The sequence below is a fragment of the Rhodococcus mengyinensis genome, assembly GCF_048381435.1.
In the GTDB taxonomy this organism is placed as follows: Bacteria; Actinomycetota; Actinomycetes; order Mycobacteriales; family Mycobacteriaceae; genus Rhodococcus_F; species Rhodococcus_F opacus_D.
In genome coordinates this window covers 58,428-84,725 of record NZ_JBLWIT010000148.1, presented here as the reverse complement: position 1 = coordinate 84,725, position 26,298 = coordinate 58,428, and the positions used below count along the sequence as shown (strand labels likewise).

The following is a 26,298-nucleotide window of genomic DNA, read 5'->3' as shown; positions in this document are numbered from 1 at the left end:
CTCCTATCCGGTTGCGTTACCTGCCTGCCACTGATCCCACGGGACCTCCCAGTCCCCGTACGTGTCCCACACGGGCAGGAGCGGTCCGCCCGAGTTGGTGATCTCGACGACATCGCCGATACCGAAATGGTCGAACATCCACTGGGCGTTGGCGGGTGCCAGGTTGACGCAGCCGTGGGAGACGTTGCTGCTGCCCTGATCACCCACCGACCACGGCGCCGAGTGGACGAACTCGCCGTCGTTGGAGATCCGCAGGTTGAGATCGACCTTCTCGCGGTAGTAGTCGGGATCGCCGGCGCAGACCCCGTACGTGCAGGAGTCCATGACGATGCTCTGCTGCTTGTCGGAGATCACGTGCGGACCCTCGTGCGAGGGGTGGTCGGGGGTGCCGAGACTCATCGGCATCGCGTTCTCCTGGACGCCGTTGTGGAAGACGGTGAGCATTTTGCTCGCCCCGTCCGCCTTGGCCACCCACGAGTCGTGCACGGTGTAGTCGGCAGAGTTGTTCTCGGCGCCGAAGACGCCGTCGCCCAGATCGACGCCGTACACGTCGGCCTCGATGTGGATCTTGGTGCCGGGCGCCCAGTATCCCGACGCGCGATAGTGCGCGTTCTGGTCGTCGGTCCAATACCAGGCGCCGGGCTGCGGCGGTGTCGTCGTCACGTGCAGTCGCTGCTGCACCTCGGCCTTGTTCACGACCGGTGCGGTGAACTGGAAGACCATCGGCTGGCCGACGCCGATGCCGGTGTCGGCGACGACCTCGGGTGCCGGGACGACGTTCGCGTACGCGGTGGTGCCGGGCGTCAACGTCGTGACGGTGAAGGTCTGCTCGACCGGGGCGCCGTCGGGGTTGACTGCGTCCGCGACGACTGTGTACGTGGAGCCGTAGCCGAGTGGTTGGCTGCTCGTCCAGTTCGTGCCGTCGGGTGTGAGATTGCCGGCGACCGGGGTGTTCTGCTCCGCGGGATTCGTGACGGTCACGGCGGTCAGCTTGCCGCCTGACGCGGTCGCCACGATCGGGGTGGTCGGATTGATCGGCGCCCCGTCGGCAGCGGGGACGGCAATCGAGGCGGGCGCGGACTGTGACGTGGTCGGGGGTTCCGACGTGCCGGTGTCTCCGATGGTGCACGCCGTGGCCAGGAACGTCATGGCCACCACCGCAACAATGCCGGCTGTCCGTGTGCGAAGAGTCACGACCACCTTCTTTCGGATCTGGATCAGCGCTCGCCGTCCTCATACTGCCAGCGATAGCCTCGGAGTTTCCTGTGAGACGCGTGCCCAGCCCGCCCCACCTGCAGGAATTCGAGCGCGCGACGCCTCCCCGCGACCATTAGACAGCAGTGCTGATGAAATTCGGCCTCAGAACAACCACTATCCGCGGTAGATGAATCATTGAGGAATGCAAATAAAACAGCTAGACTGGCTAATGAACCTGACCAGTGAGAGGGAGGCAGCCACATGGACCAGAAGGTCGATCAGCTCCGCGAGGACGTCGTTCTGTTCAACCGACGTATCCGAACCCAGCGCTCCGGGCACCTGCTCACCCCCTCGCAACTCCAAGCCCTCGCGCACCTCGACCGGGAAGGTCCGATGAGCGCACGCGCTCTCGCCGATCTCGAGCAGGTCGCGCCGCAGTCCATCGCGCGGACCGTCTCGATACTCGAGGAATCCGGCATGGTTACGCGGACCGTGGATCCCCAGGACGCGCGAGCGAGCATCGTCGCGATCACCGCGCTGGGGTTGCAGACGCTCGTCGACGACCGGTCGCGGCGTAGCGAGTGGCTGACGGCCGCGCTGGCCGCCGAATGCACCGACGCCGAACGTGACCTCCTCTTCATCGCCGGACGGCTACTCCGCCGGCTCGCCGGAACTCCCGAACCGGCGCCGCAGGCGTCACTGATGAACTCGTGAGCGCGACCGTCGCCGATACCGGCCTCGCCCAGAAGTCCCCGTCCGTCCCGTTCCGGGTGAGCGGTTCCGTCGCCACGGGAAGCATCCTCCAGCCGCTGAACTCGTCGATGATCGCGGTGGCGATCGTCGGCATCGCCGCCCAGTTCGGCTCCTCGTCCGGGATCACGTGGGTGATCTCGGGGCTCTACATCGCCACGGCCGTCACCGCCCCGATGGCAGGCAAGCTCGGCGCGCTGCTCGGAGCCCGGAAGGTCTACCTCGGGGGCCTCGCCCTGGTAGCGCTTGGCTCGATCGCCGGTCTGCTCGCACCCAGCGTCGGCTGGCTCATCTTTTCCCGCATCCTCGTCGGAATCGGAACCGCGACACAGTATCCCAATGCGATGACGATGATTCGCGGGTACGCGGAGCGACATGGCGCGCAACCGCGCACCGCGATCACGACCCTCGCGATCTGCAGCCAGGCTGTCGTGGCACTGGGCCCGACGCTCGGCGGACTGCTCGTCGGGGCGTTCGGGTGGCAGTCGATCATGTGGATCAACCTCCCGATCGTCGCGTTCAGCGCGGTCGCGGTCACGAAATTCGCGAAGGTCGGCTTCGTCGGCGGCATCTCGGTCAGCGGCCGGCAACTGCTGCACGCGCTCGACGTGGCCGGGGTCGTCCTGTTCCTCGGACTCGTCTCGTCGACGATGCTGTTCCTGCTGTCGCTCACCACCGACCCCGTGTGGTGGCTGATCCCCGTGTGGGTGCTGGTGCTGGCCCTGTTCGTCCACTGGGAACGGCGGGCGGACGAACCGTTCATCGACGTTCGGGCCCTGGCCCGGAACCGTGCGCTGAGCGCCACACTCGCCCGCACCCTCCTCACCTACACCGCGTTCTACTGTGTCTTCTTCGGCATCCCGCAATGGTTGCAGTACTCCCGCGGAATGAGCGCCACCGAGGCAGGTCTGACGATGCTGCCCGTCGCCGTCGTCGGTATCGGCTCCACGTTGTTCGCGTCACGGACGTATCGGCGGTACGGGGTGCGCCGAACGCTCACCGTCGGGACATGTGCGCTCCTGGTGGGCGGGCTGCTCCTGGCGTCGGTGGAGAGCAGTACGGCCCCGATCGTCGTGCTTCTCCTGGTGGCCGCGGTGCTGGGAATTCCCAATGGATTCAACAATATCGGCAATCAGAATCTGATCAGCTCGGTCACGTCGGTGGAGGAAGTGGGCACGGCGATCGGGATGTACCGCACCGTGCAGTACATCGGAGCGAACCTGTCCGCCGTCGTGCTGCAGACCACCGCCGGTCATGTGATCGGCGACGACGGACTGCACCGCACGGGCTGGTTCATCGCCGTCGCCGGCGTTCTTCTCCTCATCGGTGTCCTGATGTCACGGAACATGGGGGACCGGCGGTCGACGAACGCGTAGACGGCGTAGCAACCGCGTCAGGCCGGCGGCGTCCCGCCGACGGCCCGCCAGATAAATGTCGCGGTCCGGGCCGGCCAATCGGCGGGTGGGCGATCACCGGCCAACGCCCGGCCGTACCAACTGCCGGTGGTCATGGTGACGGCGACGTCGAGATCGGCGTCGGCGTCGATCAGCTTCAGTTCGGCGGCGCGGTCCAGGATGGCGCGGATTCGGCGCCGGCGCGGCGCCACCACCCGGGCGCGGTACTGCGCGCGGACGTCGGTGTCCGTCGTGTCCTGCAGCATCGTGCCGACCAGCGACAACCGGCCGCTCCGCGACACCCCGCGCTGGAAGTCGGTCAGCTCGCGCACCAGATCCCCGAAGGGGTCGGCCGAGGCCCGCCCCGACCGTTCGTCGGCCAACTGCGCCACGACGGCGGCGGCGAGCTCCGACTTCGACGCCCACCGCCGGTACAGCGCCTGCCGGGTGGTGCCGGCCTCCGCGGCGATCGCGGCGATCGACATCGCGTCGTACCCGGCCCGGGACAATTGCCTGCCCGCCACTTTCAGCACGCGAGTGTCGATATCGGTGTCGCGACTGCGCCCGGCCACACTCATGCTCGATCCTCTTTTCAATTCAATACTGGTGTGTATTGTAACGGACAGACGACGGAAATCGGGAGCTCACATGAGTGATCAGGAAACACCGTCCCTGTACGAATGGGCGGGCGGTGAGCAGTCGTTCCGGCGGCTGATCGACGCCTTCTACGACCGGGTCGAGCGCGACGACCTGCTGTCCCCGATGTTCCCGGGCGGAGTGCACGAGGAGCATCGCCGCAACGTGACGCTGTGGTGGTGCGAGGTGTTCGGCGGTCCACCCGGCTACACCGACCGACTCGGGGGGTACGAACGGATGCTGCGGCACCACATCGGTCTGGGCATCACCCCGGAGCAGCGGCACCGCTTCGCTGCGACGATGAGCCTCGCCGCCGACGACGCGAAGTTGCCGTCGGATCCCGAATTTCGCTCCGCCTTCATGGCATACGTCGAGTGGGGGACCAGGCTCGCGCTGCAGAACTCGAGCCCCGGCGCCGAGGTGGTCGAGCACGCGCCGGTGCCGCACTGGGGTTGGGGCGTGGCCCCGCCCTATCGCGGCTGACCGGAGATCGGGCAACCCGAGCTGGCGGCCGGGAGAAAGTTCGGGCGGATGTCCATGTCGGGTGCGTCGTAGAGCCGGTGGAAGGTGGGCGTCAGCGCCGCCGACATCGGCGGGTTGATCCACGACCAGTCCGTCGGGCACTTCCGGCCGAGTGACTCTTCGCGTTCGACGTGGCTGATGAACTGCTTGGCAACGGTGTGATGGTCGACCATGTGCACACCGGCCTGCCGGTAACTGTGGATCACGGCGCGGTTCAGTTCGACCAGTGCGCGGTCGCGCCACAGCGTTCGCTCCGACGTCGTGTCCAGGCACAGCCGTTCGGCGATCGCGGGCAGCATGTCGTACCGATCCTGGTCGCTGAGGTTGCGGGCCCCGACCTCCGTGCTCACGTACCACCCGCTGAACGGGGCGAGGGGGTAGATCAGCCCGCCGACCGAGAAACTCATGTTCGACACGGCGGGAACGGCATGCCATTTGAGGCCGAGATCGGCGAACCAGGCGTAGTCGGGGTGCTCGATCTCGACCTCGAGGACCAGGTCCGGGGGAACGTCGTACCAGCGCAGCGTCTCGTCGGGGGTGCTGACCAGCAGCGGCAGCACGTCGAACGGCGTGCCTGCGCCCCGCCATCCCATCTTCGTCACCGTCTCGGTGATTCCGACCTGGGCGGGGTCCCCGGTCACCGTCCCGTCCGCGTGGCGGTAGCCGGCGTACCGGATCAGTTGCGGGCTGACGATCTTGTACTCGCGTCCGTCCGCCAGCGGTAGGGGACCGACCGTGATGACCGAGCGCAGGGCGCCGCCGTTCGTCGCGACCCGCAGGTGCTCCCAGCACGCCTCCGCAATCTCGTCCGCGGTGGTGACGTGCCGGGCATCGATCAGCTTCAGCGTGCGCCAGTGCTTGCGACCGACGCACCGGGCGTGGTTGCGCCACGCCAGCTGCGAGCCGACTTCCAGTTCCTCCACGGTGTGCTCGTAGCGGCCCGTCTCGGCCAGCGACTCCAGTGCGTCCGCGAGGCGGGAGGTGGGCAGGTGGGCCAGCTCGGGCTCGCTGAAGAACTCTGCGCACTCCCGCATCTGCGCTGCGGACCGCGACGTGACGTCCAGCGAGTACGACATAGTCCCCGTGCTGCTCACCATTGACCTCCCGGCGATCGTGGATCCTGCGGCGGTCAGTATGTCAGCGAAGCGCGCACACTCGTCCACCGAGTGCGGACGGGGTGAGGAAATACCGCCGGCCGGACGGCGGTTCCCCCGAGGGTGAAGCTGTCGATTCTGGACCGGTCCCGCACGCGCCAGGGTGCGCTGGACTCTGCCGCGCTGACCGGGACGATCGAGCGGGCGGTGCATGCCGAGCAACTGGGGTTCCATCGGTTCTGGGTGGCCGAGCACCACGCCGTGCCGGGCATCGCGAGTGGGTCGCCGCCGGTTCTGCTCGCTGCCCTCGGCGCCCGCACCGCCCGGATCCGGTTGGGCTCGGGTGGCGTGATGCTGCCGAATCACCAGCCTCTCGTGGTGGCCGAACAGTTCCTGATGCTCGAGGCGATGTTCCCGGGCCGGATCGACCTGGGCGTCGGACGGTCGCTGGGATTCACGAAGCCCGTACGCGAGGCGCTGCGCCGCGACCGCAACGCCCCCGACACGTTCGCCGGCGACCTCGACGAGGTGCGGAGCTACCTCGAGGGCAAGGGCGCCGTGACGGCCCGGCCCCACGTGACGAGTCCACCGCCGATGTTCGTTCTCGCTACCCGGCGCGGGCTCGACTTCGCCGCGAAGGCCGGTCTGCCGGTGGTGGTCGGTGGTCCGGTACTCGGAGGGTCGGGCGCCAACGTCCCGGAACTGGACCGGTACCGCGACAGCTTCGTCCCGTCCGCCGGAAACCGGTCCCCGTACGTGGTCGTCTCGCTGGAGGTGATGATCGCCGAGGACGCAGACCGGGCCCGTGAACTGCTGCTTCCGGAGGCGTGGGCGCTGGCACAGTCGAGCCGGACCGGCGAGTTCCCGCCGCTCGAATCGGTCGCGGACATCCGGGGGCAGGCGTGGACTCCGCGGCTGCGCGAACAGGTCGACGCCTCGATCGCGAACTCCATTCACGGCACCGCGGAGCAGGTGAGGGAAGCGCTCGAGGCCCTCGCCGCGCGCACCGGTGCGGACGAACTCCTGGCCTCGACGTCGACGTTCGACCGGGCCGCGCTGTTCGAATCCGATCGGCGGTTGTCGCTCCTGTACGTGTGAACACGCACGACGCACACGCTTGCCGCAAGCCTTGCGCAACTATTGACAATCTTGCGCAAGCAGGCGGATAGTGTGTGTCGGCAGTCACAACGAACAGCGAGGCGGTAGCACCGTGGCACCCACCTTGACCGAGGTCGCACAACGCGCAGGGGTATCCCTGTCCACCGCGTCACGGGCATTCAGTGCCCCGGACCGGATCGGACCGGACACGCTCGCGCGGATCATCGCGGTCGCCGACGAGATCGGCTACCGGGCGGCGTCACCGACCCGGACCGACGTCGTGCGCCCCGCCGCCACCACCGTCGCGGTCGTGGTACCCGACATCGGGCACACCGTGTTCGCGAGCTTCGTGAAGGCGGCGCAGGCGCAGGGGTGGCACCGGCGCCAGACCGTGCTCCTCACCGACACCGACGGCAGCGCCGACCGTGAGCGTGAGGTTCTCGGCGAGTTGCAGGGGCGCGTCGACGCACTCGTGGTCTGCGCTCCACGGCTGCCCGCATCGGACATCGTGCAGCTCGCCGGCGACACACCCTTGGTGCTCGTCAACCGCTCGTCACCCGAATGCGATTGCATCGTGGCGGATTCGGAAGACGGAATTCGCCAGGCCATCGACTACCTCGTCGCCCTCGGACACGAGCACCTCGCGTACGTCCAGGGTTCGCCGCAATCCTGGTCGAACCAGCGCCGCGTCGCCGCGGTCGAGGAATTCTGCAAGGCCCGCGACGTGCAGCTGAGTCTGCTCGGCTGGCAGCAGGAAACCCTCGCGGGCGGTCACGCCGCGGCCGCGAGCGTGATTGCGACGGGTGCGAGCGCCGTGATCACGCACAACGATCCGATGGCCATCGGAGTGATGAACGGCGTCCGCGCAATGGGCTTCTCGGTGCCGGCCGACCTGAGCGTCGTCGGCATCGACGACTCGCCGCTGGCCGAACTCGCCAGCCCCGCACTCACGAGCATCAACGTGCCGATGGCACGAGCCGGTGTGCTGAGTCTGGACCTGGTGTTCCAGCGCGCGAACGAGCCGGACTCCGATATCCGAGAAATCCATCTCCCCACTCAACTGGTCGTCCGGGCTTCGGCCGGACCGGCGCACGATCGGGTGTTTCGCCCCGGAAAAGAGAGCCGCTAGATGAAAATCGTTGTTGCCGACAGCAACCTGATCCCGCACCGACCCCGGCTCGAGGCCGCAGTTCCGTCCGATACACGGTTGTCCTGGCACGACAGCTTCGACGAGGTCGCCCTGATCGAGGATCTGCGCGACGCCGACGTCTACGTCGGGGGAAGGTTCACACCGTCCATGGCGTCGGTTGCCGAGCGGCTGCGTCTGGTCCACGTCGCCGTTGCCGGCACGGACAACATCACCTTTGATGCCCTGGCACCGGACATGCTGGTGGCGAACACCTTCCATCATGAGAAGTCGATCGCCGAATACGTCGTGGCGGCCACGGTGATGCTTCGGCGCGGCTTCGTCGCGCAGGACACGGCGCTCCGGCAGGGCGTCTGGGCGACCTCGGTCTACGACGACCGTCTCACGCAGTCGAATTCGCTGCAGGGCGCGCGAGTGGGCTTCGTGGGGTTCGGCCACATCGGCCACGCCACGTGGACTCTGTTCCGAGCATTCGGCGCGACAGGAGCGGCCGTGACCGGTCGTGGCAACGTCGACGCGCCGAGTGCGGGACTGGACTGGGCGGCCGACGTTTCCCAGCTCGGGCGTCTCCTCGTCGAATCCGATGTCGTCGTGGTGTCCGCACCGCTCGACGACCGGACGCGGGGCATGATCGGCGCCGACGAACTGCGCGCACTCGGCAGCGACGGGGTGCTGGTCAACGTGGGCCGCGGACCCCTCGTCCAGGAGCAGGCCCTGTTCGACGCACTGTCCTCGTCGACCATCGCGGCCGCTGCCATCGACGTCTGGTACGACTATCCCGGACCCGACGGTCGCGGGACACCCAGCGCTCTGCCGTTCTCCGAACTCCCCAACATCCTGATGACACCGCATTCTTCCGGGGTCTCACAACAGACTTTCGTCGGCCGGGTCGACGACATCGCCGACAACATCACTCGACTCGCGCGCGGTGAGCAACTGCGCAACGTCGTCGCACCCGCCGTCGGCTCGAAAGGATCACGAGCATGACCGACAAGATCATCTCCGCGGACGTGCTGGTCTGCAGCCCCACCCGCAACTTCGTCACCCTCAAGATCACCACCGCCGACGGCGTCGTCGGCTACGGTGACGCCACGCTCAACGGCCGTGAACTGTCGGTCGCGTCGTATCTCCGGGACCATGTCGCGCCCTTGCTGATCGGGCGTGACCCGGCGCGGATCGAGGACACCTGGCAATACCTCTACCGCGGCGTGTACTGGCGGCGCGGGCCCGTCACGATGGCCGCGATCGGAGCCGTCGACGTCGCCCTCTGGGACATCAAGGGCAAGACCCTCGGCCAGCCCGTCTATCAGTTGCTCGGCGGTGCCGTCCGCGACCGGGTGCTCTCCTACACCCACGCGACCGGGTGGGACGCGCCCGCGCTCCTCGACTCCGTCGACGCCAAGCGCGCGAAAGGCTTTCAGGCGATTCGAGTGCAGTCCGGGGTACCAGGCCTGGATTCGGTGTACGGCGTGCACCAGGGCGCCACCGGATACGAGCCCGCGAGCCGCGGCGCCCTCCCGGTCGAGGAAGTGTGGGACACCGACGCGTACCTCAACCATGCACCCCGGATCCTCGAAGCCGTCCGTGAACACGTCGGCCCCGACCTCAAATTGCTCCACGACGCCCACCATCGGCTCACCCCGCAGCAGGCCGCGCGACTGGGGAAGTCGGTCGAACACGTGGACCTGTTCTGGCTCGAGGACGTCACGCCGGCCGAGAACCAGGACGCACTGCGCCTGGTGCGCAACCACACCACCACACCCCTGGCGATCGGGGAGGTCTTCAACACGATCTGGGATTGCCAGCACCTGATCACCGAACAGCTGATCGACTTCATCCGGGTGGCCATCGTCCACGCGGGCGGAATCAGCCACGTCCGCAAGATCTTCGCGCTCGCCGAGGTGTACCAGATTCGTGGCGGCCCGCACGGCCCATCGGACGTCTCGCCGATCTCCCTGGGAGCGAGTCTGCACCTCGGTCTCGCAACGCCGAACTTCGGAATCCAGGAGTACATGGGTTACGACCCGCTCGTCAGCGAGGTCTTCCCCCACGCGTGGTCGTTCTCGGACGGGCACCTCACCCCCGGCGACGTTCCGGGCATCGGAGTGAGCATGAACGAGGAACTCGCGGAGCAGTATCCGTACGAGCAGGCCTATCTCCCGGTCGCCCGGCGCCGTGACGGCTCCATGACGGATTGGTGACGAGCATGTCCGAACCGACACTTTCGCGCCGAAACGTTTCCGCTGCGGCGTTGATTCACCGGCGGGTACCGGAGGGGACCGGGATCGTTCACCTGGGCCTCGGCAACTTCCACCGCGCACACCAGGCGGTGTACACCGCGCTCGCGATGGAACGGGAACCCGGACCGTGGGGCATTCTCGGTGTGGCGAGCCGCTCGAGTACCGTCGCCGATGCGATGAACGCGCAGGACCTTCTGTACAGCGTCGTCGAGATCTCGCCGGACGGTGCTCGTGTGAGCGTCCCGGGTTCACATACCGGAACGCTGGTGGCCGAGCAGGACCCGGAGTCCGTCGTCCGTGCGATCGCGGACCCGGCGACGAAGATCGTCACGATCACGGTGACAGAACACGGGTACACGGTGTCACCCGAGACCGGTTCCCTCGACCTCGATTCCGACGTCGTTCGCCGCGACCTCAACGAGGTGCGGACGCCCCGCACCACGATCGGGCAGATCGCTCGCGGACTGGCCCTGCGGGCGAGCACGCACGGCGCCCCGGTCACGATCCTCAGCTGCGACAACCTGCTGTCCAACGGGCGACAGACCGAAAGACTCGTCCGCGAGTTCGTCGGCACGTTCGCCCCGACTCTCCGCGATGACCTGCTGTCCTGGATGGACTCGTCCGTGACGTTCCCCAACTCCATGGTGGACCGGATCGTGCCGTCCGGCTCGGACCGCTACAACGAGACGGCACGGGCACACCTCGGCGTGCGCGACACGATCGCCGTCCCCGCGGAGCCGTTCACGATGTGGGTCATGGAGGAGCGGTTCGCCGCCGGCCGCCCCGTGTGGGAGCACGGTGGCGCGCTGTTCACCGACGACGTCGAGCCGTACGAGCTGATGAAGGTCCGGCTGCTCAACGGGACACATTCGCTCATCGCCTACCTCGGCGCACTCGACGGGCGCGCCACCATCCCCGAGTCCGTTGCGCAACCGTTCGTCGAGGCCGCAGCGCGGCGGATCCTCTGCGACGAGTACCTGCCGACGGTCACCGTTCCCGCATCGGTGGACACGGACGACTACATCCGGCAGCTGTTCTCGCGTTGGTCCAATACCGCTCTGGGACATCGCACCTCACAGGTCGGATCCGACGGATCGGTCAAACTGACGCAGCGCATCCCGATCCCCGCGCTCGAACACCTCGGCCGCGGTACGGTCCCGCAGTACCTTTCTCTGACGGTGGCGGCATACCTCTGCTGCATCGCCCCGCCGCCCGGGTTCGACCCCGGCCCCCACGCACGATCCATGACCGACCCCGCTCGACCGCGCCTGGCAGGAATGGCCGACAACGCCGCGTCCACTACCGAATTCGTTCGCTCCGTCTTCGTCGACGGAGGTCTGTTTCCCAGCACTCTCGCTTCGCACACCGACTTCGTCTCGCGGATCGCCGACTTCGTCGACATCATCGTCCGTCACGGGCCGGCAGTCGCCGCCGGCGAAGCATCCGACCCGGCCCCGGACCTCGGGACGATCACGTCGCTGCGGTCCAGCGCGACCATCTGACTCCCTCACCCCTTGCCCGGACTATTCCGGGACCACCAATGGAGGAATCCATGGACACTACACTCGACCCCACGGTGAACCCGAAAACTCCCGGCCGCGGTGGCGGTACACCCCAGACAGACCCGTCCGCGGTCCGCCGGGCGGCGTGGGCGGGGCTCATCGGCACCACGCTCGAGCAGTACGACTTCGTCATCTACGGCACCGCTTCGGCGCTGATCTTCAACACCCTGTTCTTCCCGAACATCTCGCCCGCGGCGGGCATCCTCGCGAGCTTCAGCGCCTACGCCGTCGGGTTTCTCGCCCGGCCGCTCGGCGGCCTGTTCTTCTCGCGGTACGGAGAGCGTCTCGGCCGCAAGTGGGTGCTCGTCGCGACGCTGATGCTGATGGGCGGCGCGACACTGGGTATCGGCCTGCTGCCCACCTACAGTCAGGTCGGGCTGCTCGCACCCGCTCTCCTCGTCGCATGCCGATTCTTCCAGGGGTTCGGAGCGGGAGCCGAACAGTCCGGCGGTGCAACCCTTCTGACGGAGACGGCGCAGATAGGCAGGCGAGGTAGGCTCGCCGCCCTGGTGATGACGGGAGCCGCACTGGGCACGGCGCTCGGCGCAGTCGCGTGGATCGCCGCGCAGCTCCTGCCGGAAGAGCAGCTCATGTCCTGGGGCTGGCGTCTCGTCTTCATCAGCAGTCTGTTCGTCACGGTCGCCGCGTTCGTCATTCGTCGCAAGCTCAACGAGAGCCCGGTGTTCCAGGAACTCAAGGAGCAGCACCAGGTTCCGAAGACGCCGGTGAAGGAGATCTTCGCGAACGGCAAGAAGCCTCTGTTCATCGTCATGTTCATGACCATCGGCATCAGCGCGCAGTCGTACACGTACCAGGTGTTCATGGCGTCGTACCTCAAGAACGACGTGCACGTCGACCCCACGTTCATTCCCAAGGTGCTGCTGGTCGGGGCCATCTGCGGCGGCATCGCGGCATACGGGTTCGGGCGTCTGTCCGACCGGGTGGGCCGCAAGCCGGTGTACATCTCGATCGTGATCGCCCTGATCATCCTGCCGGTGCCGACCTTCCTGGCCCTGAACACCGGCTCACACCTGCTGATCACGATGGCGATGATCGTCGGCTTCATCCTGGCCTGCCAGGGCGCCGTCGGCGTCACCATGAGCTACTTCCCGGAAATCTTCGGCTCCCGCTACCGCTACGCCGGCGTCACTCTCGGCCGTGAATTCGCCTCGATCTTCGGGGGCGGTGTCGCACCACTGATCTGCGCGGCCCTCGTCACGGCCTTCTCCGGCTCGTGGATCCCCGTGGCCGTCTACATGATCGTGATGGCCGTGACCGTTCTGATCGCCTCGACGATGGCACCGGAAACCCGCGACCGCGACCTCACGCTGGCCGCCAACTCCACCGACCGGGAGGTGACGGCGGCATGATCTCCCCCGTCATCGCGGTGCTGCGCGCCGCGCACGCCGACCGGTACGCCCCCGTGGTGACCGTCCTCGCCGAGAACGGGGTGCGCGCCGTCGAGCTGACGATGAGCACGCCCGGCACCCTCGAGTCCCTGAGCAGCATCCGGCGCGCCGCACCCGACGGCGTCGAGATCGGGGTCGGGACGGTCACCACCGTCGACCAGGCCCGCGCCGCCCTCGATGTGGGTGCCGACTTCCTCGTGACGCCGACGACCAACCTCGACGTCATCGCCACGGCCGTCCGTGCCGGAGTTCCGATCTACCCCGGCGGATTCACCCCTACCGAACTGTGGAACGGATGGGACGCGGGTGCGACTGCCGTGAAGCTGTTCCCGGCGTCGGTGGTCGGGCCGGAGTACATCGGGCACCTGCGCGGCCCCTTCCCCGACATCCAGGTGGTCCCGTCGGGTGGGGTGGGCATCGAGGACGTCCCCGCGTGGTTCGCGGCCGGAGTGGCGGCGGTCAGCCTCGGCGGACCGCTGATCGGGGACGCACTCCGCGGCGGCGACCTCGGGCAGCTGGCCGAACGATGCCGGCGCCTCGGCGACGTCGTCGCCGAACTGGAGGTCGCGTGATGACGGTGCTGACATTCGGCGAGACGATGGCCCTCACCAGGGCGGTGGACACCGGACCGCTCGCCCACACCTCCACGCTCCACCTGGGAATCGGCGGCGCCGAATCGAACTTCGCGATCGCGCTGCGGCGACTCGGCGTCGACGTCACCTGGATCGGGCGCGTCGGCCAGGACAGTCTGGGTGACCTGATCGAACGGGAACTCCGGGCCGAGGGAATCACCGCCGACGTCGTCCGCGATCCGGATGCTCCGACCGGACTGATGGTGAAGGAGCGGCGAACCGCCACCGCCACCCGCGTCTGGTATTACCGGACCGGCAGCGCGGGGTCGCGGCTCACGATGTCGGACATCGCGGACGACCGCCTCGAGTCGGCGTCCCTGCTGCACGTCACCGGCATCACCCCTGCCCTGTCCGACACCGCCAGGAAGACCACCCTGCACTGCGTCGAACGGGCGCGCGCACTGGGCATTCCGGTGTCGTTCGATCTCAACTATCGCCGCGCGCTGTGGTCGCCGGACGACGCGGCCCCCGTCTTCCGTGAGCTGATCGCGTTGTCGGACATCGTCTTCGCAGGTGAGGACGAGGCTGCGATCGCGGTGGGCGAGGGCACCCCCGCCGAACTCGTCGCCCGTGTCCGCGACCTCGGACCACGCGAAAGCATCCTGAAGCTGGGCGACCAGGGATGCCTCGCGATGGTCGACGGAGAGACGTACTCCCTGCCCGCGGTGCCGGTGAGCGTGGTCGACTCCGTCGGGGCCGGAGACGGTTTCGTCGCCGGCTACCTCGCGGAACGACTGGCCGGTGAGGCACCCGCCGACCGCCTGAGAACCGCTGTGACGGTCGGGGCGTTCGCGTGCACCGTGTCCGGCGACTGGGAGGGAATGCCGCGCCGGGACGAACTCGGGCTCCTCACCACAGCGGAACCCGTCACCAGATGACAGGCTCCGACCTCCGACAGAACTGGACTTCACCGATGAACACCAGCCCGACCGCCGCTTCACACGCCACCGAGGTTCCTACGCACGCGCAGGCGGTCGTCGCCCACGGTGCGCAGGACCTGCGCGTGGAGGAGGTGCCGATCGCCGCACCGAAACCGGACGAAGCGGTGATCCGCATAGCCTATGGCGGGATCTGCGGATCCGACCTCCACTACTGGCAGCACGGCGCCGCCGGCGAATCGATCCTTCGCGCACCGATGCGGCTCGGACACGAGGCGTCGGGAACCGTCCTGATCGGCGCGAAAGACGGAACCGGTCCCGGCGCAGGCACCCCCGTCACCATCCATCCCGCGACCCCCGGCGGCGACAGCGCGAAATATCCGGCCGATCGCCCCAACATCTCGCCCGGATGCACGTACCTGGGCAGCGCGGCACATTTCCCGCACGCGGACGGGTTGTTCGTCAGCCACGTCGCCGTCCCGACCCGCATGCTCCGGGTCCTTCCCGACGGTCTCGATCTGCGTCTGGCCTCACTGGCCGAGCCGGCGAGCGTGGCGTGGCACGCGGTCGCGCGGGCAGGGGAGGTGAAGGACCGGTCGGTCCTCGTCATCGGTGCCGGACCCATCGGCGCGCTCGTCGTGGCGGTGCTGAAGCGGGCGGGCGCCGGGAAGATCACGGCGGTGGACATGCACGAGTACCCGCTGAGGATCGCGCGTGCCGTGGGTGCGGACGCGACGCTCACCGCCACCGATGCCGACGCAGTCGCGGCGGTGGAAGCGGACGTCACCATCGAATGCTCCGGCAACCATCGCGGTCTGGCATCGGCGATCCACGGGACGGCCCGCGGTGGCCGCGTCGTGATGGTCGGTCTGCTTCCGTCTGGGGATCAGCCGGTACCCGTGTCGATCGCGATCACCCGGGAACTCGATCTGGTCGGCTCGTTCCGGTTCAACGACGAGATCGACGAGGTGGTGTCCGCCCTCGCCGACGGCTCCCTGGCGGTGGATCCGATCGTCACGGCGGAGTACGACGTCGCCGATGCGCTCACCGCCTTCGCGTCAGCCCGGGATGCGTCCTCGTCGAGCAAGGTGCTCTTACGGTTCTGATCCGGGGAACGTCGCCCCGGCCTCGTCTGCGGGACACGGCTGTCGCATGATGGTCTCGACGCACCCCCGAGGTCAGGAGAGCAAGCTGATGAAGGAATTCACCGCCTGGATCGCTCGCGAGAACGAGGGCGCCATCGGCCTCTCCCAGGAGACGGTCGACGAGTCGTTCCTGCCGCAGGGCGAGGTCACCATCCAGGTCGAGTACTCCAGCGTGAACTTCAAGGACGCCCTGGCGCTCACACCGAAGGGTGGAGTGGTCCGCGAATACCCCATCGTGCCCGGCATCGACGTGGCAGGCACCGTCGTCGAGTCGCAGTCCCCGGAGTTCTCCGTCGGTGACACGGTCGTCGCGCACGGTTACGACATCGGCACCGCCCGTCACGGCGGGTACGCGCAGTTCGCCCGCGTCCCGGCCGACTGGGCGGTGAAACTCGACGGCATGTCCACCCGCACCGCCGCCGCGATCGGGACCGCCGGTTTCACGGCCGCGATGAGCGTGGAGGCGCTGCTGTCCCGCGGAGTCGAGCCGGGCAACGGTCCGGTGCTCGTGACCGGTGCGAGTGGCGGCGTCGGCACCGTCGCCGTCGACCTGCTGTCCGCGGCGGGCTTCGAGGTCGTCGCGTCGAGCGGAAAGCCGGAGAAGGCGGAACTGCTCACCGAACTGGGCGCAAGCAAGGTGATCGGCCGCCTCCCGGAGCCCGACACGAAACCGCGTCCGCTCGGCAAGGCCCAGTGGGCCGCCGCCGTCGACTGCGTCGGCGGCGCCACCCTCGCCCACGTGCTCAGCACCATCGAGTACGGGGGCGCGGTCGCGGCGAGTGGGCTGACCGGCGGACCGAAGTTGGAGACCACGGTCCTGCCGTTCATCCTGCGCGGTGTCAGCCTGCTCGGAATCGATTCGGTGCAGTACCCGATCGAGCAGCGGCGCCGGCTGTGGGGCCGTCTCGCGTCCGACCTCGCGCCGTCCCGGCTCGAGTCGATCACCCACGACGTTCCGATCGCGGACGTCGTCTCGGTGATCGACCAGGTGCGGGCCGGCACCTACTCCGGCCGGGCCGTGGTGGGCGTCGCCCCTGTGAGTACTTATTAACGTCCCGCGGTTAATAAGTACTCACGGGTGCCGGAGGCGCACGATCCAGGCACGGGAGTCGGCCGGGTCGATCACGTCGTCGAGTTCGAAGATCGTCGCCGCGTTCAAGGCCTTCCCGTGCTGGTAGGCGGCGTCGACGAGTTGCGCGAACGCGGTGTCGCGCTCGGCGGGGTCGTCGATGGCCTCGAGTTCCTTCCGGAATCCGAGCCGCACCGCGCCCTCCAGCCCCATGGCCCCGATCTCGCCGGTCGGCCACGCGACCGTGAACTCGGACGCGTGGAAGGAGCCGCCCGCCATGGCCATCGCGCCGAGGCCGTACCCCTTGCGCAGGATGATCGTTCCGTACGGCACGGTCATCCGCGCGCCCGCGACGAACAGGTTGCCGAACCGGCGAACCGTGGCCTCCTTCTCCGAATCGGGGCCGACCATGAATCCCGGTGTGTCGCACAGTGAGACGACGGGCAGACCGAACGATTCGCACAGCTCCAGGAAGTGGGCCATCTTGTCCGCCGCGACCGCGTCGATCGCGCCGCCGAGGTGGTGGCTGCTGTTCGCGACCAGCCCGTACGGCGCACCTTCCACCCGGATCAGCGCGGTGACGATGCCGACGCCGTGGTCGCGGCGTAGTTCGAGGACCGAGCCCACATCGGCGATGGATTCCATGGCACTGCGAACGTCGTAGGCGCGCAACCGGTTCTCCGGGACGACGTGGCGTGCGAGCCGCTCGTCGGGGGCTTCCCAGTCGGGGAGTGCGCCCTGGAAGTACGACAGGTACTTCTTGGCCAGTTCGACGGCGTGCGCCTCGTCCCGGGCGAGCAGATCGATGACGCCGTTGCGCCGCTGCACGTCGACGGGCCCGATGTCCTCCGGCCGGTACACACCCAGTCCACCGCCCTCCACCATCGCCGGGCCGCCCATGCCGATGTTCGCGTCGGGGGTGGCGATGAGGACGTCGCAGACTCCGGCGAGGGCGGCGTTCCCCGCGAAACAGCGGCCGGAGACCACCGACACCAGCGGAACTTTCCCGTTCAGTGCCGCCAGCGACCGGAAGGTGTTCAGGTCCAACCCTGCTGCCGGGCCGGCATCGGTGTCGCCCGGCCGTCCGCCGCCGCCCTCGGCGAACAGGACCACCGGAACCTGCTTGCGGCCGGCGAGTTCGATCACCCGGTCCGTCTTCGCGTGGTTCCGCATGCCCTGGGTTCCGGCGAGCACCGTGTAGTCGTACGACAGCACGACCGCCTGGGCGTCGCGCGAACCGAACACGTCACCGTTGACGGTGGCGAGCCCGGCGACGAGACCGTCGGCGGGGGTGTTCTCGATCAGGTCCTGCTCGGATCGGCGGCTGCGCTGCGCGGCCAGGACGAGCGGTCCGTATTCGACGAAGCTGCCGGGGTCGACCAGATCGTCGATGTTGGCACGTGCGCTGCGCCGTCCGAGCTTCGTGCGCTTCGCGATCGCGGCGGGCCGGGCGGCGTCGAGGGTCACCTCGTGCCGCTGCCGGATCTCCGCCAGGTCCGCGCGCTCACGATCCAGATCGGTTGCGCTGTCGGCGACGTCGCCGGCCTTCGATCCCGTGCGGCGGATCACGACCAGCGGGTCGCCGGCGTTGACGTTCTGCCCGGGCGCGACCAGATTCCGCTCGACCACCGCACCGGCGGGCGCGGCGATCACGTGCTGCATCTTCATGGCCTCGAGCACCACGAGCTGAGCACCCGACTCCACGGTTGCACCTTCGCCGGCCGCCTCCACGACGGTCCCGGCCATGTGGGCGCGCAGCACGTCCTCACCCGCCCGCAACTCGAATGCCTCCGACGCCACCTCCGCCGGCTGGTGCACGTGCGCGGCGTCGACGAGCGCGCTCATCCCCTCGGCGAGATGGTCGGTGCCGACGATGCCGTCGGCGAAGCCGGGGTCCGCCAGAATCGCCCGGAGGAAGCCGATATTGGTGGGGACACCCTCGACGACGAACTCGGCGAGCGCCGCATCGGCCTTGCGCACCGCGGCCGAGAACGACGGGCCCCGCGAATGCACGATGACCTTCGCGAGGAGCGAGTCGTACCGCGGGCTCGGCGACAGTCCGGGCCGGCCGTAGGTGTCCACGCGCACACCCGGTCCCGTCGGCGGTGAGAAGACGGACAGGGTGCCCGCGGCGGGAACGGCCTGACCGTCGGGGCGCATCGTCTCCATGTTGACGCGGGCCTGGACGGCGATTCCGCGCGCGGCAGCGGGGGTGCCCGACGTGTCGAGCCCCACGGCGCTGACGCCCCCGGGCAGCGACAGGTCCCCGTAGTCCGCGCCCCGGGCGATGTCGATCTGCACGGCGACGAGGTCGATCCCCGTCACCTCCTCGGTGACCGTGTGCTCCACCTGGATTCGGGGATTGACCTCCAGGAACACGAAGCCGTCCCTGGACACCAGGAATTCGACGGTGGCGAGTCCCCGGTACCCGACACTGGCGCACAGCCGGGTCGCGGCCTCGTGCAGTTCGCTGCGCAGTCCCGGGTCGAGCCCCTGCGCGGGGGCGATCTCGACGAGTTTCTGGTGGCGGCGCTGCACGCTGCAGTCGCGGTCACCGACGGCCAGGGCCCGCGTGACACCCGCCTGAGGGGCCGCCACCACCTGCACCTCGATGTGCCGGGCGCCGTCGAGGAGTGCCTCGGCGAACAGTGCGGGGTTGCCGAATCCGAGTTGCGCCTCGGACGCGCACAGCCGGTACTCCTCCTCGATCCGGTCCGAGCTGCGGACGGCACGGATGCCGCGACCGCCGCCGCCCGCGAGCGCCTTGATCATGATGCCGCCCGGGTGTTCCGCGAAGAACGCGCGGACGCCGTCCAGGTCGGTGGGACCGTTGGTCGCGGCGAGCACCGGCACCTTCGCGGCCACCGCGGCCTCACGCGCCGACGACTTGTCGCCGAAGATGTCGAGCACGTCGGGGCTCGGACCCACGAAGGCCAGTCCGGCCTCGGCGCAGGCGCGTGCGAAAGCGGCGTTCTCGCTGAGGAATCCGTATCCGGGATGCACTGCCGTGGCACCGAACTCGGCGGCCGCGTCGAGAATGGCCCGAGGATCCAGATAGGCGGAGGGGCCGGAACCGCGGAGCGCGACCGCTTCGGTTGCCGCGCGCACGTGGGGGCTGTCCGCGTCGTCCTCCGCGTAGACGGCGACGGTGTCGACCGACATCTCCTCGGCGGTGCGGATGATGCGGAGCGCGATCTCGCCACGATTGGCGACCAGCAGGGTCACTTGTACTCCTCGGCCAGGGCGAACAGGTCGGCCTTGCGGACCTTCCCGGTCGCCGTCATGGGTAGTGCGTCGAGCACCTCGACGGTGGGCACCTTGTACGTGGCCATGTTCCGGGCGGCCCACTCCCTCAGTTCTTCGCCCGAGATCTCACGGTCGGGCAGGAGCTGAACGAACGCGAACGGCACCTGGCCTTTGCCCGGATCGGGCTTCGGCACCACCGCGGCCGACTGGATGTCGGGGTGCAGCATGAGCAGTGCCTCGACCTCGGAGGGGAACACGCTCATTCCGTTGGTCTTGATCATTTCCTTGTTGCGCGCCAGATAGTGCAGTGCGCCTTTGCCGTTCAGCTTGCCGACGTCGCCGGTCTGGAGCCATCCGTCGCGGAGAGCGGCAGCGGTGGCGTCGGGTTTGCCGTAGTAACCGGTGAGCAGCGACGGACTCCGCACGACGATCTGTCCGGCTTGCCCCACCGGCACGGGCGCCCCGGCCTCGTCGACGATCAGCACGTCCGTGCCCGGAACCGGAAGTCCGCAGAACACGGGTTCGCTGAGCAGGTCTTCGTCGTCGGTCTGGAAACCGAGTGTGATGGTGTCGGCGGTGTGCGTCTCCGTCATCCCGTAGCTGGCCTCCCGCAGCACGTGCCCGGTGGCGTCGCGCCAGCGGCCGCGAATCGCGGGGTCGAGCTTGAGCACGAACGACACGGCCATCGCGTTGTCCAGCGTGGAGAAATCACGTTCGGTGAAGCCGGGCAAATCCATCAGTTCGACATAGTTGTCGACCGTCCCGACCATCGATGTCACCCCACGACTGTCGACGAGGGTCGCCGCGGCGTCCGGGTCCCAGCGGTTGAGGAGCACCACGGTGCCGCCGTTGATCAGCGGGTACAGGATGCCGAAGTCCTCGCCGGCGATCCAGAAGATGGGCAGGAACCCGAGGACCACCGGGGGAGCCTCGCCCACCTGCCTGCCGCCGGCCAGTGTCGCGGTGGCGGCGGTGTAGACCATGTGCGCCTGCGTGTGTTCGCAGCCCTTCGGCATCCCGGTAGTGCCTCCGGTGTAGTTCAGTGCCGCCAACGCATCGGGGTCCATCGGAATAGGCTCGGCGCGTGCGGAGTTCACGATCTCCGCCCAGTCGGTGGGCGCGGAGGTGGCGGGGAACGGCGGTGCGACGCTGGGTTCGGCGGGCAGCAGGTCCGACAGGGCGGTGATCGCGACGTGCCGCAACGCCGTCTGGTCGCGCACGGAGTCGACCATGGCCTCGAACGAATCCTGCGTCAGCAGGATTTCCACGCCGGCGTCGTCGAGTTCGTACGCGAGTTCGTGCTCCCGGAACAGCGGGTTGATCGGGACGTGGACGGCGCCGATCTTCAGGATCCCGAGCATGGCGACATGGAACTGGGGACAGTTGGTGAGGTGGACGCCGACGCGGTCACCGGCGGACGCGCCCCGCTGCAGGAGCCAGCCGGCGAAGCGGTCGGAGAGTTCGTCGAGTTCGGCGTAGGTGATGGCACGACCGTAGAAGTCGATCGCGACGGTCTGCGGTCGTTCCGTTGCCCAGTGCCGCAGGTAGTCGATCACGGTGCGGCCCTCGATCGGGTACTCGACTGTCCGCGGTACCTGCGGTGGCCACGCGGCGTCCTGGAGTTCGCGTATCTCGGCGAGGGCCGATTCCAGGGCCGTGAGGTCACTCGAAGGCGAAGTGGGCATACCGAACTCCCGATTCTGTGCGGATTGTCGTTGTCAGGCGAAGCCGATGAGTCTTTCGGAGATGGCGGTCAGGTCGGCGGTGTACCGGCGTTGTTCGCGGGCGGTCGCATCGACCAGCCGGGCGGCGCCCGCGAGCTGGGCGTCGGCGAGGGTCTGCGCGATGCGGGCGGGTGGGGCGCACGGCGTGACGTCGCACGTGGCGATGATGCGCTCGATGAACCGGGTGTAGCGGCGGATGAGCCGGGTCTGCACGGTGGTCCAGCTTCTGCCGACCTCAGGGTCGAGCCGGGCGCGGTGCCTGATCAGTTCGAGGACGCGTCCGTTGGCGTACACGGCTTCCACGAACGCTTTCGTGGTGGTGCGCAGCACCTCTCGCAGGTCCTCGCTCGCCGGTCCTTCCACGTGCTGCGACTCGAGGAATTCCTCGCACACGTCGGCGGCGACGGCGTGGAACACCTCGTCCTTCGACGAGAAGTAGGCGTAGAACGTTGCCCGCGACACTTCGGCCCGAGTGGTGATCACCTCGACGGTCGCCCGGTCGTAACCGAGTTCGGCGAAGCAGGCGCTCGCGGCCCGGAGGAGTTCGCGGCGGCGGGGACCGTCGTTGTCTTTCCGCGCCGACCGCGCCCGCTCCTGAGCCTCGCTTGTGGTCACGGTCACAGTATGTGTTGATATTGACGTCAATGTCAATCGCTGCGTGTCATCTGCTCGAGTCGGAGCGGGAGCGCGCTGTGGCGCCGCACGAACAGGCTGGGGACCCACCGTGGCTCGGCGTCGACGGCGAGGGAGAAGCTGTCGGTGCGCGCGAGCAATGCGGTGGTCGCGGCGAGCGCCTCCATCCGGGCGAGCGCCGATCCGACACAGAAGTGGACGCCCTTGCCGAATGCGAGATGCGAACGGATGTGCGGCCGGTCGAGCACTATCTCGTCCGGACGCTCGAACACGGCCGGATCCCGGTTGGCCGCACCCCACAGCAGGAGTAGATGGCTACCGGCGGGCAGTTCGACGCCGGCGAGCGTGGTGTCGGCAAGCACGTGCCGGTGATGCCCGCGGAACGGGGACTCGAGACGAAGTGCCTCGTCGAGGAACGCGTCGACGAGTGCGGGTTGTTGCCGGAGCCGGGACTGCAGTCCGGGGCGGGTGGCGAGGAGACGTGCGGCGCCCCCGATCAGCCCCGCGGTCGATTCGCCGCCGGCGCCGACCAGCTGGACCAGGACGAGTGTCGCCACGTCCTCGTACAGTTCACCGGCATTGCATGCGTGCGCGAGGACGCCCAGAAGGTCGGCGCGTGGGTCCGACCTCGCCCGCGCGAGTTCGGCCCGTAGATAGCCGGCCAGTTCGGCCGCGGAGGTGACGAGGGGGCCGAGGCGATCCGCGGCGACGACCCCGCCGAGCATCTCCGTGCTGTCGTAGGCCCACGTCAGTAGCTGGGGTACGTCCGACTCGGGCAGGCCGATGAGATGCGCGACCATCGCCAGTGGCAGCCGGTCCGCCATCGCGGACGCCCAATCGATCTGCCCGTCGCGGAGGCCCTCGTCCCACAGCGTGTCGACGAGCGAGTACACGGTCGGGGTAAGGGCGCGGATGCGGCGGCCGAGCGTCGTCAGCACGAGTGTGCGGTGGTGCAGGTGCGCCGGGTCGTCGGCGGTGGCCAAGACGTGCACGGCCTGACCGCCGCCGTCCAGGTCGAACGTCGCGGGCGGTCCCGACGGCCGCTGCACCAGCACGCCGGTGAGGTTCGACGAGAAGACGTCGGTGCGGTTCGCCGCCTCGGTCACGAGATCCCACGTCGACACCAGAAAGAAGTCTGTGCCGGCGACCCGGTGGACGGGGGAGTGTTCGCGGAGGATCCGGTAGAGCTCGTTCGGTTCGTCGAGATGGACGGGATCGAAGATGTCGATTCCGTGGGTCGGCGAGTGGGCCATCGAGGACTCCTTGTTGACGAGAACCTGTTACAGATGATCACAGTTCGCGCCGAAGGAGGGTGCTGTCAAGGGTGGCCAGAAGACTGCGACTTCGCTGTTCAGCGGTAAATGTGCCCTTGTCTCAGCGTGAGTGGATCTGGAGCCATCGAGCCTGATCATGACCCCGATGTGGAAAACGTGTTCTAGAATTTCTCGGGTATCCGTCTCACTGTGAGACAAGAGGGCAACGACGTTTCGGACGGCGGCGCGGATGGAACACGCGGATTGGTTGACCGGCGGCAACCGGCGGGTGCTCGCCGTCGAGCGGATTCACGCCGCCGCGGCCGACCTCATCCGCGAGCGGGGCATCGACGGCGTCGGTGTCGACGAGGTCGCCGCGCGGGCAGGGTGCTCGCGCGCGACGCTCTATCGCTACGTCGGCGGCAAGCGGGCGCTCGTCGACGCCGTGATGTCCCGCGCCGCCGGAGCCGTGGCGGACCACGTCGAGCAGTCGCTGGAACCGTTCGAGAACTCGGAGCGGATCGTCGAGGCGATACTCGCGTCGGTGACCGCGATCCGCGCCGAGCCGACGCTGGCCCGGTGGTTCACCGGGTCACGGTCGAGAAGTACGGACGAGTACCTGGCCCGCGCACCCGAACTCGGCCGGGTGGCGATCTCTCTCACCCGCATCGCGCCCGACGAGGAGGCGGCGGGGTGGATCGTGCGCGTCGTCCTGTCGCTGTTGACCTGGCCATTGGGCGACGCGGCCGCCGAGCGTCACGCCGTCGAACGCTTCGTGGAGCCGGTCTTCAGGATTCGCGAAACTCCGTAGTCGGTCGCGTGGGCTCGAGCACGAACAGCCGGAACTCACGTCCGCCGGACCGTCGATGCTCCATGAGGTAGCCGGGCCAGTAGTCGACCACCAGTTTCCAGAGATTCTCGCGTTCGTCCCCGGTGATCATCCGGACGCTCATCCGGGATTCGTGCGACCCGGCCTTCACCTGGGCTTCGTCCGCCGCACGCAGATTGACCGACCACGTCGGATGCTCGGGACGTCCCCAATTCGAGCCGGTGACGATGTACCCGTCCCCGTACGGAATGCACAGAAGGGCCGTCGTGCGAGGGGTGCCGCTCTTGCGTCCCGGGACCGTCACCTGCACGGACTGCAGTCCGGCTATGCCGATCAGGCTCACCCGGTTGCCGGTCCACGCGCGCAGGTGCGACTCCAGCCAGATGATGATCGGCGCCATCCGCATCACCCATTCGCGGGTGCCGAGCCAGCGCGCAAGTATGCGGAGGGGATTGCGGAGCCCCCGCGGTCGGGGAGGTGTGGTGGGGGCAGAGTTCATAGTCGCCATCTTCCCTCAGATGACCGACCGGGGCCGACCGCGATGAGTTTTGCGATCCCCCCGGGTCTACCCGTTCAGGTCTCACCGACAAGACCTCGATTTCAAGCCTTGACCCAAACAATGGTTGAGGTTGCAGGATCGGTCAGTAGCACTTCGAGCCACTCGACAGGGAGAAATGAACATGTCCAGCACCGGAACCACGATTTCTGCAACCACGACCTCACGGATCAACCCGATGACGCTCGAACTGAGCCGCCCGTGGGCGATCGCCGCGACGACGATCGGCGCGCTCGTCCCCAACCTGGTGATCTGGCTGCTGGGATTGGCTGCCGGCGGTTCGTTCGAGATGACTGATGCCGGCAAGACCAGCAGCGTGGCGCCCGGCGGCGTCGTCATCCTGACGGTCGTTCCGATACTGATCGGAATGACACTGGCCGCGCTGATCTCGCTGAAATGGGTGGCCATCATCCGGCCGGCCGAAGTGATCGGCGCCCTGCTGCCGCTCGCGACGATCGCCCTGACCATTCAGGCCGACTTCGACACCGCCAGCACCATTGCGCTCTCGGTCATGCACGTGGTGATCGCCGCGGCGGTCGTCGCGGGCCTGGAAGCGATGCGGCGACCGCTGGTTCGCGCCGCGCACGTCTAGGGGGTGCTGTTCACCGGCGCATGAGCCTCGATGGTGAGTGCGATGTGCTCGACGATCCGCTTCTGCGAGATCTTCGGGCTGCCGGTGAGCCAGCGCTGGTACAGAAAGGCGATCGCCCCGAACAGGGCAATCGCGTTCAGCTGGGTGTTGACGGCGTCGCGGGGTGCGCCGTCGACACCCAGCATTGTCAGTGCCGCCGTCATGGGAGTGGTGAACTCGGTGACGAGTTGGTCGCCGCGCTGGGCCAATTCCGGCACGGATTGCGACTCGACGAACATGATGCGTCCCCGCCGCCGGTCCTGGGCGATGTAGCCGGTGAACGCCTTCACGACGTGGCGGACGAGTTCGCCCGGATCGTCGGGACCCGTCTCGAGAGCCCTGAGCAGGGTGTCCCTCGCGCCCAGGACGACGTGGTCGAGGAGTGCGACGAGCAGCGCCTCGCGATTGTCGAAACTCTCGTAGAAGTAGCGCTCGGTGAGGCCTGCCTGTCGGCAGGTCGCGCGCATCGTCGTCGCTGCCGTTCCCTCGGTTCCCATGATCTGCAGGCCGGCCTCGATCAGTGCCGCACGCCTCGCGGCGCGGCGGTCGGCCGGCTCCCGGCCACGCCATTTGCGCGGCGCTCCACGAGGGTTGTCGCTGTCGGTCACTTCGTCATCGTCTCATCGATCCCGGTAACGATCGGGGAGGCCCCG

24 protein-coding genes are annotated in these 26,298 nt (G+C 68.2%); 15 read left to right on the top strand and 9 right to left on the bottom strand.

Features of this window, described 5'->3' with window-relative positions; genetic code table 11:
- Positions 1–3: 3 nt before the first annotated feature.
- Positions 4–1,200 (bottom strand): L,D-transpeptidase, encoded by a 1,197-nt coding sequence (locus tag ACNJ7E_RS38570; protein WP_418342299.1) that lies wholly within the window; start codon positions 1,198–1,200, stop codon positions 4–6.
- A 258-nt stretch (positions 1,201–1,458) separates the two neighbouring features.
- Between ACNJ7E_RS38570 and ACNJ7E_RS38565 the strand changes: the two genes are divergently transcribed.
- Together ACNJ7E_RS38565 and ACNJ7E_RS38560 are read left to right on the top strand one after the other, a co-directional pair.
- Positions 1,459–1,911 (top strand): MarR family winged helix-turn-helix transcriptional regulator, encoded by a 453-nt coding sequence (locus ACNJ7E_RS38565; protein WP_418342298.1) that lies wholly within the window; start codon positions 1,459–1,461, stop codon positions 1,909–1,911.
- Entirely contained in the window at positions 1,908–3,323 is a 1,416-nt protein-coding gene (locus ACNJ7E_RS38560; RefSeq protein ID WP_418342297.1) for an MFS transporter, read from the top strand. Before ACNJ7E_RS38565 ends, ACNJ7E_RS38560 begins: the two co-directional genes overlap by 4 nt.
- A 17-nt stretch (positions 3,324–3,340) precedes the next feature.
- Here ACNJ7E_RS38560 and ACNJ7E_RS38555 read toward each other — a convergent pair whose 3' ends face one another.
- Positions 3,341–3,919, bottom strand: coding sequence for a TetR/AcrR family transcriptional regulator (locus ACNJ7E_RS38555; RefSeq protein WP_418342296.1), 579 nt, complete (start codon positions 3,917–3,919; stop codon positions 3,341–3,343).
- 70 nt (positions 3,920–3,989) lie between these two features.
- On the opposite strand from ACNJ7E_RS38555, the gene ACNJ7E_RS38550 reads away from it, so the two are divergent.
- Positions 3,990–4,460, top strand: a complete 471-nt coding sequence (locus ACNJ7E_RS38550; protein WP_011595496.1) for a group II truncated hemoglobin — start codon at positions 3,990–3,992, stop codon at positions 4,458–4,460.
- On the opposite strand, the gene ACNJ7E_RS38545 is transcribed toward ACNJ7E_RS38550, so the two are convergent.
- Positions 4,448–5,575, bottom strand: a complete 1,128-nt coding sequence (locus ACNJ7E_RS38545; protein ID WP_418342392.1) for a nitric oxide synthase oxygenase — start codon at positions 5,573–5,575, stop codon at positions 4,448–4,450. The two genes, ACNJ7E_RS38550 and ACNJ7E_RS38545, sit on opposite strands and share 13 nt — an antisense overlap.
- Before the next feature lie 141 nt (positions 5,576–5,716).
- Here ACNJ7E_RS38545 and ACNJ7E_RS38540 point away from each other — a divergent pair, with 141 nt between their 5' ends.
- From ACNJ7E_RS38540 to ACNJ7E_RS38495, 10 genes are all read left to right on the top strand, one after another.
- Positions 5,717–6,691, top strand: a complete 975-nt coding sequence (locus ACNJ7E_RS38540; protein ID WP_418342295.1) for an MsnO8 family LLM class oxidoreductase — start codon at positions 5,717–5,719, stop codon at positions 6,689–6,691.
- A gap of 112 nt (positions 6,692–6,803) precedes the next feature.
- Positions 6,804–7,820 carry a LacI family DNA-binding transcriptional regulator gene (locus tag ACNJ7E_RS38535; protein ID WP_418342294.1) on the top strand — a complete coding sequence of 339 codons (1,017 nt, stop codon included), beginning with the start codon at positions 6,804–6,806 and terminating at the stop codon, positions 7,818–7,820.
- A complete protein-coding gene (locus tag ACNJ7E_RS38530; RefSeq protein WP_418342293.1) occupies positions 7,821–8,825 on the top strand; it encodes a 2-hydroxyacid dehydrogenase in 1,005 nt (334 codons plus the stop codon). It begins immediately after the preceding gene.
- Positions 8,822–10,039, top strand: coding sequence for a D-mannonate dehydratase ManD (manD, locus tag ACNJ7E_RS38525; protein ID WP_418342292.1), 1,218 nt, complete (start codon positions 8,822–8,824; stop codon positions 10,037–10,039). Before ACNJ7E_RS38530 ends, manD begins: the two co-directional genes overlap by 4 nt.
- 5 nt (positions 10,040–10,044) lie before the next feature.
- A complete protein-coding gene (locus tag ACNJ7E_RS38520; protein WP_418342291.1) occupies positions 10,045–11,580 on the top strand; it encodes a mannitol dehydrogenase family protein in 1,536 nt (511 codons plus the stop codon).
- 50 nt (positions 11,581–11,630) lie between these two features.
- Positions 11,631–13,010: an MFS transporter gene (locus ACNJ7E_RS38515; protein WP_280781293.1), complete on the top strand. Its 1,380-nt coding sequence runs from the start codon at positions 11,631–11,633 to the stop codon at positions 13,008–13,010.
- On the top strand, positions 13,007–13,621 hold the full coding sequence (locus ACNJ7E_RS38510) for a bifunctional 4-hydroxy-2-oxoglutarate aldolase/2-dehydro-3-deoxy-phosphogluconate aldolase (RefSeq protein ID WP_418342290.1): 615 nt from the start codon (positions 13,007–13,009) through the stop codon (positions 13,619–13,621). The genes ACNJ7E_RS38515 and ACNJ7E_RS38510 overlap by 4 nt, the downstream gene beginning before the upstream one ends.
- Complete coding sequence (locus ACNJ7E_RS38505; RefSeq protein WP_418342289.1) at positions 13,621–14,559, top strand: sugar kinase; 939 nt, start codon at positions 13,621–13,623, stop codon at positions 14,557–14,559. Before ACNJ7E_RS38510 ends, ACNJ7E_RS38505 begins: the two co-directional genes overlap by 1 nt.
- 35 nt (positions 14,560–14,594) lie before the next feature.
- The gene (locus ACNJ7E_RS38500) at positions 14,595–15,665 is read left to right on the top strand and encodes an L-idonate 5-dehydrogenase (protein WP_280781296.1); all 1,071 of its coding nucleotides are present in this window, start codon (positions 14,595–14,597) and stop codon (positions 15,663–15,665) included.
- 88 nt (positions 15,666–15,753) lie between these two features.
- Positions 15,754–16,755 carry an MDR family oxidoreductase gene (locus tag ACNJ7E_RS38495; protein ID WP_418342288.1) on the top strand — a complete coding sequence of 334 codons (1,002 nt, stop codon included), beginning with the start codon at positions 15,754–15,756 and terminating at the stop codon, positions 16,753–16,755.
- A gap of 21 nt (positions 16,756–16,776) precedes the next feature.
- On the opposite strand, the gene ACNJ7E_RS38490 is transcribed toward ACNJ7E_RS38495, so the two are convergent.
- From ACNJ7E_RS38490 to ACNJ7E_RS38475, 4 genes are read right to left on the bottom strand one after another with little or no spacing between them, the layout of a single operon-like run.
- A complete protein-coding gene (locus ACNJ7E_RS38490; protein WP_418342287.1) occupies positions 16,777–19,998 on the bottom strand; it encodes an acetyl-CoA carboxylase family protein in 3,222 nt (1,073 codons plus the stop codon).
- Positions 19,995–21,704: an AMP-binding protein gene (locus tag ACNJ7E_RS38485; protein ID WP_418342286.1), complete on the bottom strand. Its 1,710-nt coding sequence runs from the start codon at positions 21,702–21,704 to the stop codon at positions 19,995–19,997. The genes ACNJ7E_RS38490 and ACNJ7E_RS38485 overlap by 4 nt, the downstream gene beginning before the upstream one ends.
- A gap of 33 nt (positions 21,705–21,737) precedes the next feature.
- Entirely contained in the window at positions 21,738–22,364 is a 627-nt protein-coding gene (locus tag ACNJ7E_RS38480) for a TetR/AcrR family transcriptional regulator (RefSeq protein WP_280781300.1), read from the bottom strand.
- Between the two features lie 26 nt (positions 22,365–22,390).
- The gene (locus tag ACNJ7E_RS38475) at positions 22,391–23,629 is read right to left on the bottom strand and encodes a cytochrome P450 (protein ID WP_418342285.1); all 1,239 of its coding nucleotides are present in this window, start codon (positions 23,627–23,629) and stop codon (positions 22,391–22,393) included.
- Between the two features lie 250 nt (positions 23,630–23,879).
- On the opposite strand from ACNJ7E_RS38475, the gene ACNJ7E_RS38470 reads away from it, so the two are divergent.
- On the top strand, positions 23,880–24,440 hold the full coding sequence (locus ACNJ7E_RS38470) for a TetR/AcrR family transcriptional regulator (protein WP_280781302.1): 561 nt from the start codon (positions 23,880–23,882) through the stop codon (positions 24,438–24,440).
- Here the strand turns inward: ACNJ7E_RS38470 and ACNJ7E_RS38465 are convergent.
- Positions 24,418–24,957: a nitroreductase family deazaflavin-dependent oxidoreductase gene (locus tag ACNJ7E_RS38465; RefSeq protein ID WP_280781303.1), complete on the bottom strand. Its 540-nt coding sequence runs from the start codon at positions 24,955–24,957 to the stop codon at positions 24,418–24,420. The two genes, ACNJ7E_RS38470 and ACNJ7E_RS38465, sit on opposite strands and share 23 nt — an antisense overlap.
- A gap of 181 nt (positions 24,958–25,138) precedes the next feature.
- Between ACNJ7E_RS38465 and ACNJ7E_RS38460 the strand changes: the two genes are divergently transcribed.
- Positions 25,139–25,606: a DUF6069 family protein gene (locus ACNJ7E_RS38460; RefSeq protein ID WP_280781304.1), complete on the top strand. Its 468-nt coding sequence runs from the start codon at positions 25,139–25,141 to the stop codon at positions 25,604–25,606.
- Here ACNJ7E_RS38460 and ACNJ7E_RS38455 read toward each other — a convergent pair.
- Complete coding sequence (locus ACNJ7E_RS38455) at positions 25,603–26,253, bottom strand: TetR/AcrR family transcriptional regulator (protein WP_418342284.1); 651 nt, start codon at positions 26,251–26,253, stop codon at positions 25,603–25,605. The two genes, ACNJ7E_RS38460 and ACNJ7E_RS38455, sit on opposite strands and share 4 nt — an antisense overlap.
- Positions 26,254–26,298: the final 45 nt, after the last annotated feature.